General features: G+C 37.7%; 15 protein-coding genes. 3 read left to right on the plus strand and 12 right to left on the minus strand.

The window, feature by feature from the left end:
• Positions 1–60: 60 nt before the first annotated feature.
• The 4 genes from lepB to H0173_RS03905 form a co-directional block, all read right to left on the minus strand.
• Positions 61–615, minus strand: a complete 555-nt coding sequence (gene lepB / locus H0173_RS03890) for a signal peptidase I (RefSeq protein WP_221844689.1) — start codon at positions 613–615, stop codon at positions 61–63.
• 22 nt (positions 616–637) lie between these two features.
• Positions 638–1,258 (minus strand): TVP38/TMEM64 family protein, encoded by a 621-nt coding sequence (locus H0173_RS03895; RefSeq protein WP_221844692.1) that lies wholly within the window; start codon positions 1,256–1,258, stop codon positions 638–640.
• Positions 1,259–1,357: 99 nt separating this feature from the next.
• Positions 1,358–2,296 (minus strand): LCP family protein, encoded by a 939-nt coding sequence (locus H0173_RS03900; RefSeq protein ID WP_221844693.1) that lies wholly within the window; start codon positions 2,294–2,296, stop codon positions 1,358–1,360.
• 439 nt (positions 2,297–2,735) lie between these two features.
• Positions 2,736–4,712, minus strand: coding sequence for a S9 family peptidase (locus H0173_RS03905; RefSeq protein ID WP_396021177.1), 1,977 nt, complete (start codon positions 4,710–4,712; stop codon positions 2,736–2,738).
• Positions 4,713–4,953: 241 nt separating this feature from the next.
• On the opposite strand from H0173_RS03905, the gene H0173_RS03910 reads away from it, so the two are divergent.
• Positions 4,954–5,349, plus strand: a complete 396-nt coding sequence (locus H0173_RS03910; protein WP_221844697.1) for a YhjD family protein — start codon at positions 4,954–4,956, stop codon at positions 5,347–5,349.
• Positions 5,350–5,383: 34 nt separating this feature from the next.
• Here the strand turns inward: H0173_RS03910 and H0173_RS03915 are convergent, their stop codons facing one another.
• Positions 5,384–5,953, minus strand: a complete 570-nt coding sequence (locus H0173_RS03915; protein ID WP_221844698.1) for a competence protein ComK — start codon at positions 5,951–5,953, stop codon at positions 5,384–5,386.
• Between the two features lie 186 nt (positions 5,954–6,139).
• On the opposite strand from H0173_RS03915, the gene H0173_RS03920 reads away from it, so the two are divergent.
• A complete protein-coding gene (locus tag H0173_RS03920) occupies positions 6,140–6,376 on the plus strand; it encodes an IDEAL domain-containing protein (RefSeq protein WP_221844700.1) in 237 nt (78 codons plus the stop codon).
• A 76-nt stretch (positions 6,377–6,452) separates the two neighbouring features.
• Here H0173_RS03920 and H0173_RS03925 read toward each other — a convergent pair whose 3' ends face one another.
• From H0173_RS03925 to H0173_RS03935, 3 genes are all read right to left on the minus strand, one after another.
• Complete coding sequence (locus H0173_RS03925; RefSeq protein ID WP_221844702.1) at positions 6,453–7,733, minus strand: M48 family metallopeptidase; 1,281 nt, start codon at positions 7,731–7,733, stop codon at positions 6,453–6,455.
• Positions 7,734–7,962: 229 nt separating this feature from the next.
• On the minus strand, positions 7,963–8,268 hold the full coding sequence (locus H0173_RS03930) for an AzlD domain-containing protein (RefSeq protein ID WP_221844704.1): 306 nt from the start codon (positions 8,266–8,268) through the stop codon (positions 7,963–7,965).
• On the minus strand, positions 8,261–8,989 hold the full coding sequence (locus H0173_RS03935; protein WP_313770593.1) for an AzlC family ABC transporter permease: 729 nt from the start codon (positions 8,987–8,989) through the stop codon (positions 8,261–8,263). Before H0173_RS03935 ends, H0173_RS03930 begins: the two co-directional genes overlap by 8 nt.
• Positions 8,990–9,130: 141 nt before the next feature.
• Here H0173_RS03935 and H0173_RS03940 point away from each other — a divergent pair, with 141 nt between their 5' ends.
• Positions 9,131–9,682, plus strand: coding sequence for a helix-turn-helix domain-containing protein (locus H0173_RS03940; RefSeq protein WP_221844706.1), 552 nt, complete (start codon positions 9,131–9,133; stop codon positions 9,680–9,682).
• Between the two features lie 63 nt (positions 9,683–9,745).
• Here H0173_RS03940 and H0173_RS03945 read toward each other — a convergent pair whose 3' ends face one another.
• The 4 genes from H0173_RS03945 to H0173_RS03960 all read right to left on the minus strand — a co-directional run bounded on the left by H0173_RS03945 (position 9,746) and on the right by H0173_RS03960 (position 13,713).
• Entirely contained in the window at positions 9,746–10,540 is a 795-nt protein-coding gene (locus H0173_RS03945; RefSeq protein ID WP_221844708.1) for an ABC transporter ATP-binding protein, read from the minus strand.
• Entirely contained in the window at positions 10,515–11,525 is a 1,011-nt protein-coding gene (locus H0173_RS03950; protein WP_221844710.1) for an ABC transporter permease, read from the minus strand. Before H0173_RS03950 ends, H0173_RS03945 begins: the two co-directional genes overlap by 26 nt.
• Positions 11,526–11,746: 221 nt before the next feature.
• Entirely contained in the window at positions 11,747–12,766 is a 1,020-nt protein-coding gene (locus H0173_RS03955) for an ABC transporter substrate-binding protein (protein ID WP_221844712.1), read from the minus strand.
• Positions 12,767–12,936: 170 nt separating this feature from the next.
• On the minus strand, positions 12,937–13,713 hold the full coding sequence (locus H0173_RS03960) for an enoyl-CoA hydratase-related protein (RefSeq protein ID WP_221844713.1): 777 nt from the start codon (positions 13,711–13,713) through the stop codon (positions 12,937–12,939).
• Positions 13,714–13,824: the final 111 nt, after the last annotated feature.

A 13,824-nucleotide genomic window follows, 5' to 3' on the forward strand; every position in this document is an offset into this window, starting at 1 on the left:
TCCTGCAAAAAAAAGACTCGAGTTTTCGAGTCTTTAGAAGAATGGGATTCGTAATTTTTATTAAAAAGAAATATCCATTTCATCAAGTGGCCAATATCTTAAATTAACCTTTCCTACAACCTGATCAATTGAGACAAAGCCATAATGACGGCTGTCCCAGCTTTTGGCACGATTATCTCCAAGGACAAATAACTTCCCTTCTGGAACGGTTTCAGTTCCTGTCAGCTCCATTAACGTAAAATCCCCTGTCAGCTTACTGCCAATCGCTTCTTTTCGGTACTTCTCTAAATACGGTTCAGGCACCTTTTCACCGTTAATGTAAAGCTCATCATCACGGTATTCGATTTTATCCCCCGGCAAACCGATAACCCTTTTTACAAAATCCTCTTCCTTGCTGTGATGAAAAACAATAACATCAAAACGGTGCAGTTCTCCAATATGTGTACCTATCTTGTTGACAATTAATTTATTGCCATTTTCAAGAGTAGGCATCATTGACTCACCTTCAACAACATAATTTGAAAAGAAAAATGTCCGAATAAAAGCAAAAATAATGATGCCAACAGCAAATGCTTTTATCCATTCAATTCCTTCTTTTTTTAATCCTTCACTCAAATTTCTCCCTCCTTCAAAATAGTTAATCTTGAAAGTGCTTCTCTTTCTCCAACTTTATATTCATTCTTTTTTCTATTCTCTTGCCTACATACCAAAGTATAAAGATAATAACGCCTACAATCGCAGTCCTTATCGGCTGAGTTATAAGTGATTTAATATCATATCCGATAAAACTCATCGTAAAGATCATAACGAGTTTTCCAGTTAGGACCGCGAGCATGTATTGGGCAATGCCAATTCTTGAAAGACCAGCGACTATATTAACAACTGCTGAAGGTGTGAATGGAAAACATAGAAGAATGAATAAAGGACCAAACCCATGTTTTTCCACCCAAGTCATTAGCTTTTGAACTTGCTGATGCTTTCTTAGGAACTGCAGAATCCGCCGCTGCCCATATTTCCGAACAAGTAAAAATACTAGCAAAGCTCCTGCTGTTGCGCCAATCCATGAGAGTAAAAAACCAAGCCATAGTCCAAAGGCATTTGCATTAGCCATCACAAATAAAAATAGCGGCAGGAATGGCAAGAAAGCTTCAAGCATAGGCAACAGAATACCTGGCAGCAAACCAAAGGAACGATATTTATCTATTAAATCCATAATATGCTCTAGTGTGAACCAATCTTTAAGCCACTCTAAATCCATTGAAAATCTCCTTGCTTAACAATGACTGCTTTTGTGTGCTCGTACTTATTTTTACCTCTTACTATTTAATTGTACACCTCTTTTTGACAAAAAGAATAATTATTTGGCTAAAAATTCTTTAATTGCCTGCTTATTTTTTTCAAGATCTATGATTAGAACGTCTCCAGAACCGCTAACTTTATCATTTTTATAAGTCCCATCCATTGGAATTCGTAAAGTTCCAATGTCATTGACGTCTTTTGTAATAAAATCTTTGCCGATGTAAAGAATATCCGCTGTATCCATGTTCGTATTGATAAATGGCGTCATCACACCGACTAGTTTCGGCAGTTTGGCAATCGTATGAATGCTTTTAAACTGTGAGGCAACTTCCTTAATAGCTTTTTGCTGACGCTCAACCCTGCCAAAATCACCAATTCTATCATGACGGAAGCGTACATATCCAAGTAGATGCTTGCCATCAAGCCGCTGTAAACCTGGTTGTAAATTAACCCCAATATTGGTTGACATCGCTTTTTCTACATCTATTTCTACACCTTGAGGAAATGCTTCATCAATGACATGCACAAATCCATTAAAATCAACAATGGAATAATATTTAATATCGATATCAAAGTTCTCTTTAATCGTTTTTCTTAATAATTCCGGACCACCAAAAGCTAATGCCGCGTTGATCTTATGCTTACCATATCCAGGGATATCCACATATATATCTCTCATAATGGAAATAATTTTATATGTGCCTTTTTTTGGATGGTATTGAGCAATCATAATTGTGTCTGCCCTTGATTTTTCGTTTCCCCTTGCATCACTGCCCAGAAGGAGGATGTTTGTTCCGCCAAACTGATCTTTATCTCCATGAAACTCATATTTCTCCACAGGCTCTATATTTGTCTTTTCTAAAGTTTGTGTGATCCCTTGTTTATATTGAAAATAGGCATAGCCAATAAGTCCGAAGATGATAATGAAAAGAGTGAGGACTATTGATTTCCACTTCTTCTTTTTCTTTTTTTTCTGCTGATATTTATCTGCTCTCATTTTATTAGTCCTTCCTTTATATTTTAGGAAATTTCCCTCAAACATATAAGACTACATTATTAGTAAAAAAGTTTCTCTTTTCGGCTATGGTATTTTTTGTAACCTAATAAGAAATATTTAATTTTTTGCTGTTTTCGCATATATGTTGTTTTAGTCTTTGTAATTTGCCCGTTGATTTCCGCTGCGGGCACTTGCTTTCCGCGGGGAGGGACGGGAGCCTCCTCGGCGCTTACGCCTGTGGGGTCTCCCGCTTCCCTCCATTCCCGCAGGAGTCAAGCGCCCTCCGCTCCAATCACCTCAGAGAATTAAATTAAATTCTCACTTATAAAGACAACTTTTACAAAAACAACCTTTTTTTAAAATGAGATTAAATAATCCTTAACCTAAATAAAAACCGCAAACCTGCTTTGAGGATTGCGGTTCTTTTCTATTATACGAATTATAGATACTCTTTAAACCAGTTAATAATATAGTGTAAACGGCTAATTCTTAAGTTAGGTTTTCCGCTTCTGGAAAGCTCATGGTTGGCTTCTGGAAAACGAATAAATTTCGTCTGTTTATTTTGACGTTTTAACGCAATAAACAATTGTTCTGCTTGTTCTATTGGACACCGGTAGTCCTTCTCACTATGGAGGATTAGAAGCGGAGTTTCTATTTGCTCAGCATATGCAAGCGGAGAATGCTTCCAAAGTTTTGTGATATCACTAAGATCGCTCTTGATTTGCCACTCAGTGAAATAATAACCGATGTCACTCACCCCGTAAAAGCTGATCCAATTTGAGATGGAACGCTGGGTGACAGCTGCTTTAAAACGGTTTGTGTGCCCTACAATCCAGTTTGTCATGAAGCCTCCATAACTTCCGCCAGTTACTCCTAACCGATCCTTATCAATGAAATCATAGTTATCTAGGACATAATCGACTGCCTCCATGATATCCTCGTAATCTTTTCCGCCATAATCGCCACGAACTGCGTCAACGAATGCTTGACCATAACCATGACTGCCGCGTGGATTAATAAATAATACCGCGTATCCAAGTGCTGCTAAACACTGGAATTCATGGAAGTATGTATTCGCATACATCGCATGTGGTCCACCATGAATTTCAACAATAAGCGGATATTTCTCTCCTTCTTTAAAGTTCGCAGGCTTCATGATCCAGCCATGTAATTCTAAGCCATCTGATGATTGGAGTTGCAATGGCTCTGAATTTGCAAGCTGAACTTCTCTGAGGATTTCTTCATTTACATTTGTGAGCTGATCTAGCTCTCCAGTTGTAACATGTAAAAGATATAATTCCCCAGGATTTGTTGGCTTACTGATAGCAACTACTGCTTTGTCTACCCTTCCGCCTGTTGAAAGTCCATATACATGCTGTCTGTCTAATAGAGCAGGATATAGCTCACCATCTAAAGTTCCATAATAAACAACTGTATTGCCATCATCAGTTGCTAAGAAGTAGAAGCTATGATTATCATCACCCCATAATATTCCTGGGGTAACGCTTCCTTGCTGAAAATCGCCGATTGCATAATCTCCGGCTAGTAAGCTTGAATCTCCTGTTAGACATTGGAGCAGCCCCACTTCTAAATTATAAATCCATAACTTCGATAAAGTGGCATTTTTGAACTCTCTTTCGTGGCCAAACATTCCTAAGTATTTTCCGTTAGGGGACCATGTCACTTGTCCAAAATTCCCCGTACTGCCTGTAATTTTTTGAGATTCCTTTGTTTCTAAATCAATTAATAACACATCATTCACAAACGAAAGGTCCTTATTCTCACTTAAGTCAGCTGTAACGGCCAATTTTTTCCCGCATGGGGACCAGCTTTGGAGCTGAAAATCATGAAGTCCTGATGTAAGTAGATTTGCTTCTCCACTGCTGAGATCAACAATGGCTACATGGTTAAATTTTCCGTCCCAAAATCCAAAAGCATCTGATTTATATTTCATATTTTCGACTTCTAGGGGGGCTGGTTTTTTATCCTGTTCCTTATCCTTTTCTTTCCCCTCTAGTGATGTCAATGATTCATTCTCTTTTAACGTTGCATTAAAAGCAATTTTCGTTCCATCCGGAGACCAGACCGGATTGGAAGCACCATTTGGGCATTTCGTCAGCTGACGTGCTTCGCCTCCATTAGTGTCCATCACAAATATTTGTCCTTTTCCTGAGCGATCTGATACAAACGCAAGCTTTGTTCCATCTGGGGACCAGCGTGGAGAGTGATTTCTATGATCGCCAAACGTCCATTGAACAGGCTTTTTTTTCTCTTTAGTGTTTATGTAAAACAAATTTGAGGTATATTTATTTTCCTCTTCTCGCATCTCCGTTTCAACATAAATACAATCCTCTCCATTTACAGCAAGCTGCGGGTCTGTTACAGATTTAAGTTTATATAAATCTTCTGGTTTCATTGTTCTTTTTTCTTTCAAGTTTAATCCCTCCCAATTTTAGCTCCTATTTATTTCGACACTAGAAATAATTATCCTTCTTTAATAAAGCAGTAAAATCATAAATATATTCTTTCTACAAGGAAATGCTGTGTAGTAAGAATTAACAAAGGTATGCTCTTGCAAAAATTACAAATAACATATAAAATAAATTAAGAACATGTGTTCCTATTTGTTTAAAAATATTTAGGGGAGACTAGCGATTATGACAAGAATTCCTGAAGAAGATCGTAACATTATAGAGCAGGCTATCTACTTGCCGATGGTGTTAACTATTTTAAATCGGGATCTTATCGTTGTTAATAAGAGCCCTTTTAAGCTTAAACAGCCATATTTGAATTTAATTGAGGAAACGATGAAGATTATTCAAATGGAACTGAAAGAAGTAAAGCAATATATGCATCGGAATAAACTTAAGGTTGAACAGCTAAAAAGAGATGAAGCATTTACTATGTTCATGTTTTTATATAAAGGCTATGAGGAGCACCATAATTATTTCAACCCCCGTATTCGCAACAAAGTACAGGAGTTATTAGAGTTTTATTTATATCGGCGGCACCTTCAAAATATTCCTCAAGAAAAAAAGAGGGATTCTATATAGGGAGATACTCCCTATTAATCCCTCGCTAATCGCATTATTCCTTTATGCCAATTTTGTATTTGCCAACTCTTTCTGAGGCAAAATTTCTGCCGTTAATAAGATATCTGTCGGAACGTTCAATATTGGCAATTCTTTTACCTAATGTTGTTTTTAAAAGGGCAGTCCGTAAAATTTGATTATGAAATGAATTATATGAAATCGGAATAGTGAGCAGCTGATTATTTTTAAGCAAAACTTGTGTTTGTCCATAATCCTCACGGCGATGAAAATGAATATGCTCCTGAGATATCCATATGCAGTGCGGGCTGCTTGGAGATGCTGTTGGGAAAAAATAAATGGAGTTTGTGGAGTCTATTGTTATAGGTGCTTTATGAGTAATTCCAATTAATTGTTTAGTAGCTTCTTTTCTTCCCTCATAGCTGCTGCCGAACGATATACATCCTTTCCTAATAATCTCAATGGGCTTAAATGGTGAAATAAATTCATCCTCCATCTCCAGAATTTGCGAATAAATCCTGCTTCCATATGTCAAAGGTAAAATAATCATTGTGTGAGGATTAATTTCGTATTCTTCAATAATTGGCGGATTCCTTTTTTCAGACATTACCTCAACTCCTTTAAGTTACTCCTTCAAATATACCAAATTATTACCAGAAAAGTTACAATTTTTATAAAAATTGCTAAATTGTTCATATTTAATGGTTATAAATATTTTCTAAAAATTTTAAAAATTAAGTTGAATAAAAAGGAGTAACTCCATATAATAGTAAAAAGCGTTGAGGTGATTTTCGTGAATGAAAAATCATACACAGAGCTGATGAAAAAAAACGCAATGAAAAAGAAAAGGCTTAAGGAATCCTATGTTTTAGATCTTTACATTGATATGCTCCTATCTGAAGTGCTCCTAGAAACGGAAAAAGCGAAATTAATGAAAGAAATTGACCACTCCCTTGATGAAGGCAATCAATCCGCATTTATCCATTTATCCAAAAAGTATATTGAGCTAACAAAGCGGTTTGGTACGTAAAAATTCTCTTAGTCTGAAATCTCCCTTCCTTCCGGGAGATTTTTTCCTGTAAACGAAACAGAGCAGGCGTCTTTGCCTACTCATGTTTTTTCGGTTTATGTTCCATTTCATATTCTTCAAGCACGGATATTCTCTCCAGCATCGTTGGGTGGCCATAACGGAATATTTTCACTAACAATGGCGGATTTACTTGACTTTTTCCAGCTCGAGTTAATTCCTGAAAGGTTGATATTGCAGCATCCGTATCCTTAGTCATTTTAATAGCATAATGATCTGCTCGTGACTCTTCGTAGCGTGATACGAAATTGGATAACGGGCTAGAAATAAACAATAGCATGGAAAGGATCATTAACAATAGCGGCAAAGAGCGAATATCATTTATTTCAGAAACTCTTAAAGCTTTTCCCCATCTCTCTATTACATACTCCATTATTCGGGCAGTCAAAAATAATCCAGCTAAAGATAAAATGAGGTACCCCGCAATTCCGAAATAAATATGTTTCTCTACATAGTGTCCCATTTCATGTGCCATGATAAATAGAATTTGTTTTTCAGTCAGCCGATCGAGTGTTGTATCCCAAAGAACAATTCTGGAATTAGAGCCGATTCCATTTACATAAGCATTTAAGGCATTTGTCTTTTTAGCCATATCCACTTCATATACATGCTCAGCTGGAATGTGCGCTTTATCCGCCAATTCTAAGATTTTAGCTTCAAGCTCTTTGTTCTTCAGCGGATAAAAGTCATTATAGAGCGGATCAATCACAACCGGTTGTAGAAACATCATAAATAAGGTGAATGGAACGGAAAGCAGCCATGCATAAAACCACCATCTTTTTCGGCTTTTATTAATAAGCCAATAGAGAACCGTAACGATAATAATCATCGTGCCGAAGTTGACCCAGAAATCAATTAGTTCATCCTTCATCCACCCTCCGAATGTTTGGGTAGAAATATTATAGCTTTTAGAAAGCGAATAACGTATATAATTTAGCGGCATAGTGGCAATAAAAGCAAACAATGAAAGCCATAATAAATAAATGGCATTACGTAAAAACTTGATTTTTGCCGAATGTTCAGCCCATCTTTTAAATGCATTGGAAAAACCGAGCAATAATATAAAAAGGTAAAGCAGCCATTCGAATGGCGTTGACAAGAAAAATAATAAATCTCTTACCTTTGAATATTCCTCGCTGAGCATGAGCTCCCTTCCATTTAAAAATGTAGCTGGGTCGGCACGTGTCCCTTCGTATTCAAAGCTCAGGCTTGTATCGGCAAAATAGAATAAATACCAATAAAAGAATAGCCCATATAAACAATAGGAAAGAACACCATACAGTCCTATTTTTCTAGCCATCTCACTCCCCCCTCTTGTACAACCCTTATTGTTAGTTTAGTATAAAAATCAAGTTTTAGAACAATTTATTATACAAGCTTGTCTAAAGCTTAAATCCGATTATCGCAGATTAACGAAGCCCCCCCACTGATCGAGTTTCACTTTATAGCATGTACATTTTCACATAAAAAAAGTCAAAAGACCTCTAACAATAGAAAAACCGATTCACATTAGAACCGGCTCAACTGTATTACATAATTAAAGAATAAATAGATAAAACGACAATGGAGCTTAAAACGACAATAATTACATTTGCGCCCAAATAAGCAACCAAAAAAGCAGCTGCTGCTCCTAAAATGCCAAACCAAATATCTTCATTTATAAAAAACACACCTGGAAACACTAATGCGCCGAGAGTTGCTGAAGGAACATTTCTTAAAACATTTTGCAAAAATACCGGCAATTCCTTACCTTTAAAGAGTACAAAAGGGAGCATCCTCGGGATATAAGTAACAACCCCCATACCGATAATCATCCAAACGATATGACTACTCATCCTCTTTCCCTCCCTTTTTCCTCTTGAATCCTTCAATCAGCTCAATGATTACTGCTGATAATAGTGTGGCTGCAACGATAGACCAGCCAGTCGATAGAGCATTCGTTAAAGAGAAGATTGTATTAAAGCAAGCCGATAAGGCAGCTAAAAATACCACTTTTACACTTTTCTTCATGGACGGCACTAATAACCCAATAAACATCGCATAAAGTGCAACGGTCATACTTTCCTGAAGTGTTTGCGGGAGACTTGCCCCAAGTAAAAAGCCAAATCCAGTCCCCATCACCCAGCTCATATAACCAATAATATTTAGACCAAACATATAGCCAGTTGTGACTGTTCCTTCTCTCATAGCTGCAACTGAAAAGGATTCATCTGTTATACCAAATGAATAAAGGGCTTTATTAACTAAATGATCGTCCTCGCATTTTTCATTTAATGAAGAAGACATTAAAAAATGCCTAATATTCACAATAAAAGTAGTTAATATAATTTCAAAAATACCCGTCCCTAGTGTCAAGAGGCTAAGAGATATATATTGAGAGGCACCCGCAAATACAATTAAACTCATTAGTACAGTTTCACCAAGTGACAGACCAGTTGTTTTTGCAAGCAGCCCAAAAGTTAATGCTACTGGTATGTAACCAATTGCAATGCTAATTCCTGATTGAAACCCTTTCCTAAATTCTGACTGTGTTTTGTTCATTGCAAGCTCAGCCACTCGCTGCACCACCTTTTTAAGAAAAATCAGTTATTTTTTCCTGAAACACGCTATACTAGACATATTGTATGCTATAATAAACAGCAATATAGTATATTATACATTTGTGCGTTATATTATACAATACAGTTGGAGGACTAAATGGAAAATATTCAAAAAAATATCGGTGAAAATTTAAGGAATATTCGTAAAAAGAGAGGATATAGCCTTGATAACACAGCGGAATTAACCGGGGTAAGCAAAGCAATGCTTGGACAAATAGAACGAGGCGAATCCAATCCAACTGTAACAACTCTATGGAAAATAGCCAGCGGACTTCAGGTCTCCTTCTCCTCTTTAATTAAAGATGAGCCTTCTGAAGTATTATTTGTTGATTATAAATCGATTTCCCCGATAATGGAAAGTAACGGGGAATATAGAGTTTATCCCATTTTCCCATTTGATCCGAGAAAAAAGTTTGAAATTTATATAGTCGAAATGGAACCAGGCTGTGTGCATATTTCAGAAAAACATAATGATGGTGTAGAAGAATATATTACTGTGCTAAATGGTAGGCTTGAAATAGAGATCGGTTCAACGAACAAAGAAGTCAGCATTGGAAACTCCATAAGATTTCTAGCCAATAAACAGCATACGTATAAAAATATCGGTACGGAATTAGTCAAATATCAATTGGTTATGTTTTACTTATAGATATTTTAAAGGCATACCACTCATCAAGGTGATATGCCTTTTCTATTGAAGATTTGGATTTTTTTAAATAAGGACTGCCCTATCACTGCTCATTTTCTCTCCGCGGATTCGCTGGAATTCTTCTAACAGCTTTTCGACTGTCAGCTGCTGCTTTTGCTCCTCCGTTGACTCGAAAATAATTTGTCCTTTATCCATCATAATGAGCCTGTTTCCGAGATCAAGAGCCTGCTGCATATTATGAGTAACCATTAACGTTGTCAGCTTGTATGTTTCAACAATTTCCTTTGTTAGGTTAGTAATCAGTTCTGCTCGTGAAGGATCAAGAGCGGCTGTATGTTCGTCAAGAAGGAGAATTTTCGGTTCAGTGAAAGTAGCCATCAATAGCGATAATGCCTGTCTTTCTCCTCCCGATAATAATCCAACCTTAGCCTGAAGACGGTTTTCTAACCCTAGATGAAGCGTTTCAAGCTTCTCTTTAAAGAAATCACGTCTCACTTTAGTGACGCCTCTTTTTAATCCTCTAGTACCTGTTCTTGAATAAGCAATGGCAAGATTCTCTTCAATCGTCATCGCAGGAGCAGTCCCCGCCATCGGGTCCTGAAAAACGCGGCCAATTAGTCTGGAGCGCTTAAATTCCTTCACATTTGTAACATCTTTTCCATCAATCACAACCTGGCCAACATCAGGAAGCATTTTCCCTGAAATGAGATTCATTAGGGTTGACTTTCCCGCTCCATTACTGCCGATTACGGTCATAAAATCTCCTGGTTTTAAATGCAGATTCATATGCTGGAGGGCAATTTTTTCATCAGGTGTCCCTTCATTAAAAACTTTATGAATTTGATTTAATTGCAGCAAGTTGCTCACCACTCTCATTCGCTTTTTGTAGAGTTTTAGACATTCTTCTCTTTTTACGTTGTTTTTCACGCTGTTTTTCAATAATTTTCGGAAGAATTAGAGCACAAACGACAATAAAGGCTGTAATGAGCTTCATATCACCTGTCTCGAGAAATTCGACCCTTAAGGCAAGTGTTACAATAATTCGGTATAAGATCGCTCCGCCAATTACAGCAAATGTTGCCCGAACAATTGTCTTAGCACCGAAAATCGCTTCACCGATAATAACGGAAGCAAGTCCAATAATAATCATTCCAATTCCCATACCAACATCACTGAATCCGTTATACTGTGCTATAAGTGCACCTGATAGCGCAACTAGTGCATTGGAAATACCAAGGCCGATAATTTTTAGAAGGTCTGTATCCGCCGAAAAGCTGCGAATCATCGTTTCATTATTACCTGTAGCCCGAATCGCTAAACCGAAATCTGTTTTTAGGAAAGCATCAATTAAGAATTTTACGACGAAAGCTAAGATGATCATAAGGATGAGAATTCCCCATGTTTTTGGAGCAAATCCAGTAGGATTAAAAATTGCCTGAATTCCATTATCAAGCCCAAGTCCTTGCCAAAATGCTGTTAGTTTCGTCATGACGGTTTCTTCTGATAGAAGAGGTACATTGGATTTGCCCATTATTCGTAAATTGATAGAATATAGAGCAATCATCATTAGAATTCCGGATAATAAAGGATTAATTTTCCCCTTAGTATGGAGCAGGCCAGTAATGCAGCCTGCTGCAAATCCGCAAATGAGAGCAATTAAAGTTGCCAGGAATGGATTGGTCCCTCCAACAATAAGGACTGCAGCCACCGCGGCACCTGTCACGAAGCTCCCATCCACTGTTAGATCAGGAAAATCTAGTATTCTAAATGATAAATAGACTCCTAATGCCATTAATGCATAGATTGCACCTGCTTCTATAGAACCAAAGATGGCTGTAGACATTAAAATCTTCCTCTCTCATCGAAAAGCGCAAGCGCCTTGGTCACCCCCGACAAGCACAAGACGAGCCTCACGGATAGGCGTACTTTCCTTTCTGTGAGGATTGGCTTGTGACCTCGAGGTCGGCAAAAACGCGACGCCCTGTCGCATTGCCGACACTAGTACGTCCTGTATGTCGGGAGTAGGCGCTGGAGCTGGACATTTATTAAAGTTGATATTTTTATTTATTCACCTTCGTAGAATTCACCAAGTTTTTCCCATTCAGGCTTCACTTCTAATCCTTGATCTGCTGCAGCCTTTTTATTAATAACAAGTTTTAAGCTGCTAGGAAGCTCGACTGGAAGCTCAGATGGCTTTTTATTCCCTTTAAGAATTTCTGCTGCCATTTTACCAGTTTGGTAGCCAAGGTCATAATAGCTAAATCCGCTTGCAGCTACTGCTCCGCGTTTCATAGAATCAAGCTCTCCTACGAACAATGGAATTTTCTTTTCCTTCGCCACAGAAATAACGGATTCAAGAGCAGAAACTACTGTATTGTCAGTTGGAACATAAATGGCATCTACACGTCCTACTAATGATTCAGCTGCTTGTTTCACCTCAGCTGAAGTTGAAACTGTTGCTTCGACAACTTTAGCACCAAGCCCCTCTGCAAGCTTTTTAACCGCATCTGCTTGTACTTCAGAGTTCTGTTCACCAGAGTTGTAGATAACCCCAATATTTTTAGCTCCCACTTCTTTAACAATAAAATTAATAGTTTTTGCTGTTCCCTCTGGATGATTATCAGTTGTTCCAGTAATATTATCACCTGGTTCATCAAATGACTTTACTAAACCTGCTCCCACTGGATCTGTTACAGAAGTAAATACAATCGGAATATCCTTTGTTGCATTTAACGCACTAACTGCACTTGGAGTTGCGTTAGCAAAAATTAAGTCTACTTTATCACCAACAAAGTTATTAGCAATCGTAAGTGTGTTATTCATATCAGCCTGAGCATTTTGGAAAATAAATTCGGTATTCTTACCATCGATAAAGCCTTCATCTTCTAATGCCTTCTTGAATCCTTCTGTTGCGGCATCAAGAGATGGATGTTCAGCAAATTGTGTCACACCAATTTTATATGTTTTTTCAGCTTCCTTAGCTGAACCTTTACTTTCATCACTGGCCTTGTCGCTGCCGCATCCGCTCAGAAGCGCAACAGACGCTATACCAACTGCAGCTACTAGCTTTAATTTCTTTAACATTTCTAGCTTCCCCCTTTAGTCTATAAACCACTTTTACGCTTTGTTGCTTTTGTGCTTTGGTGCTTTTATTCACTAAATTATAATTCTATTAACACAGAAAATTCAAGTCTTTTTTACTATTTCAAAAAATTATTATTCAAAAAAAAGAACACAGCTTAGCGCTATGTTCCTCATTTACCCTGAAAATTTGGTTTTCTTTTCTCAGCAAAGGCCGCAAGTGCTTCTACCCGATCCTCTGTTGGGATAATAACTTCATATGCTTTTCTTTCTATTTGCAGTCCTGTCTGTAAATCTCCATTCATCCCCTGCTTAATAGCAAACTTTGCTTGCTGAAGCGCCAGCGGTCCATTGGCAAGCATTGCACTGGCTAATTCAAAACAGGCAGTTAAAAGATTCTCCTGATCTGTAACTCTATTTAATAGACCATACTCCAATGCTTCCTCTGAGCTCAATCGTTTTGCAGTTAAAATGAGTTCAAGTGCTTTTGCTTGACCGATCAGTCTCGGTAATCTTTGTGTGCCGCCTGCCCCTGGAATAATCGCTAAGCTTGTTTCCGTCAGTCCCATCGATGTCCCTGAAACAGCAATCCGAAAATCACATGATAGGGCTAATTCCATGCCCCCGCCAAAAGCAAACCCATTTATTGCAGCAATAGTTGGCTGCGGCAGCCCATCGATTAATGAGAAAACCTCGCCAATTTTGAAAATATTACGGCGTACCTCTACATCAGTTAAGGTTTTTCGCTCCTTTAAATCTGCTCCGACACTAAATGCCTTTTCACCAGATCCAGTGAATATAACAACCCGTACATTGGGATTAGTCCGAATTTCCTCTACAGCCTTTTGAAGCTCCATTAACGTATCGTAATTGAATGCATTCAGAGCATCAGGGCGATTGATTGTTACAACCGCAATATTCTCCTTCACTTCTGTCACAATCGAACTCATTTATTTCACCTCATTAAAATTTCTATATGATAAATTCGATAATTACACTGAAAACCCTTTCATTTAAAGCAAAAAAATGACAGACAGAAAAAATTTTCTGTCTGCTCTCTT

The sequence above is a fragment of the Bacillus sp. S/N-304-OC-R1 genome, from assembly GCF_019749375.1.
In the GTDB taxonomy this organism is placed as follows: domain Bacteria; phylum Bacillota; class Bacilli; order Bacillales; family Cytobacillaceae; genus Cytobacillus.

Excerpts from the sequence above, each read along its gene's own strand:
- H0173_RS03905 (WP_396021177.1), bottom strand. The coding sequence starts at position 4,712 with ATGAAACCAGAAGATTTATATAAACTTAAATCTGTAACAGACCCGCAG.
- H0173_RS03910 (WP_221844697.1), top strand. The coding sequence starts at position 4,954 with ATGACAAGAATTCCTGAAGAAGATCGTAACATTATAGAGCAGGCTATC.
- H0173_RS03900 (WP_221844693.1), bottom strand. The coding sequence starts at position 2,296 with ATGAGAGCAGATAAATATCAGCAGAAAAAAAAGAAAAAGAAGAAGTGG.
- H0173_RS03960 (WP_221844713.1), bottom strand. The coding sequence starts at position 13,713 with ATGAGTTCGATTGTGACAGAAGTGAAGGAGAATATTGCGGTTGTAACA.
- H0173_RS03915 (WP_221844698.1), bottom strand. The coding sequence starts at position 5,953 with ATGTCTGAAAAAAGGAATCCGCCAATTATTGAAGAATACGAAATTAAT.
- H0173_RS03925 (WP_221844702.1), bottom strand. The coding sequence starts at position 7,733 with ATGGCTAGAAAAATAGGACTGTATGGTGTTCTTTCCTATTGTTTATAT.
- H0173_RS03950 (WP_221844710.1), bottom strand. The coding sequence starts at position 11,525 with ATGTCTACAGCCATCTTTGGTTCTATAGAAGCAGGTGCAATCTATGCA.
- H0173_RS03930 (WP_221844704.1), bottom strand. The coding sequence starts at position 8,268 with ATGAGTAGTCATATCGTTTGGATGATTATCGGTATGGGGGTTGTTACT.
- H0173_RS03955 (WP_221844712.1), bottom strand. The coding sequence starts at position 12,766 with ATGTTAAAGAAATTAAAGCTAGTAGCTGCAGTTGGTATAGCGTCTGTT.
- H0173_RS03940 (WP_221844706.1), top strand. The coding sequence starts at position 9,131 with ATGGAAAATATTCAAAAAAATATCGGTGAAAATTTAAGGAATATTCGT.
- H0173_RS03895 (WP_221844692.1), bottom strand. The coding sequence starts at position 1,258 with ATGGATTTAGAGTGGCTTAAAGATTGGTTCACACTAGAGCATATTATG.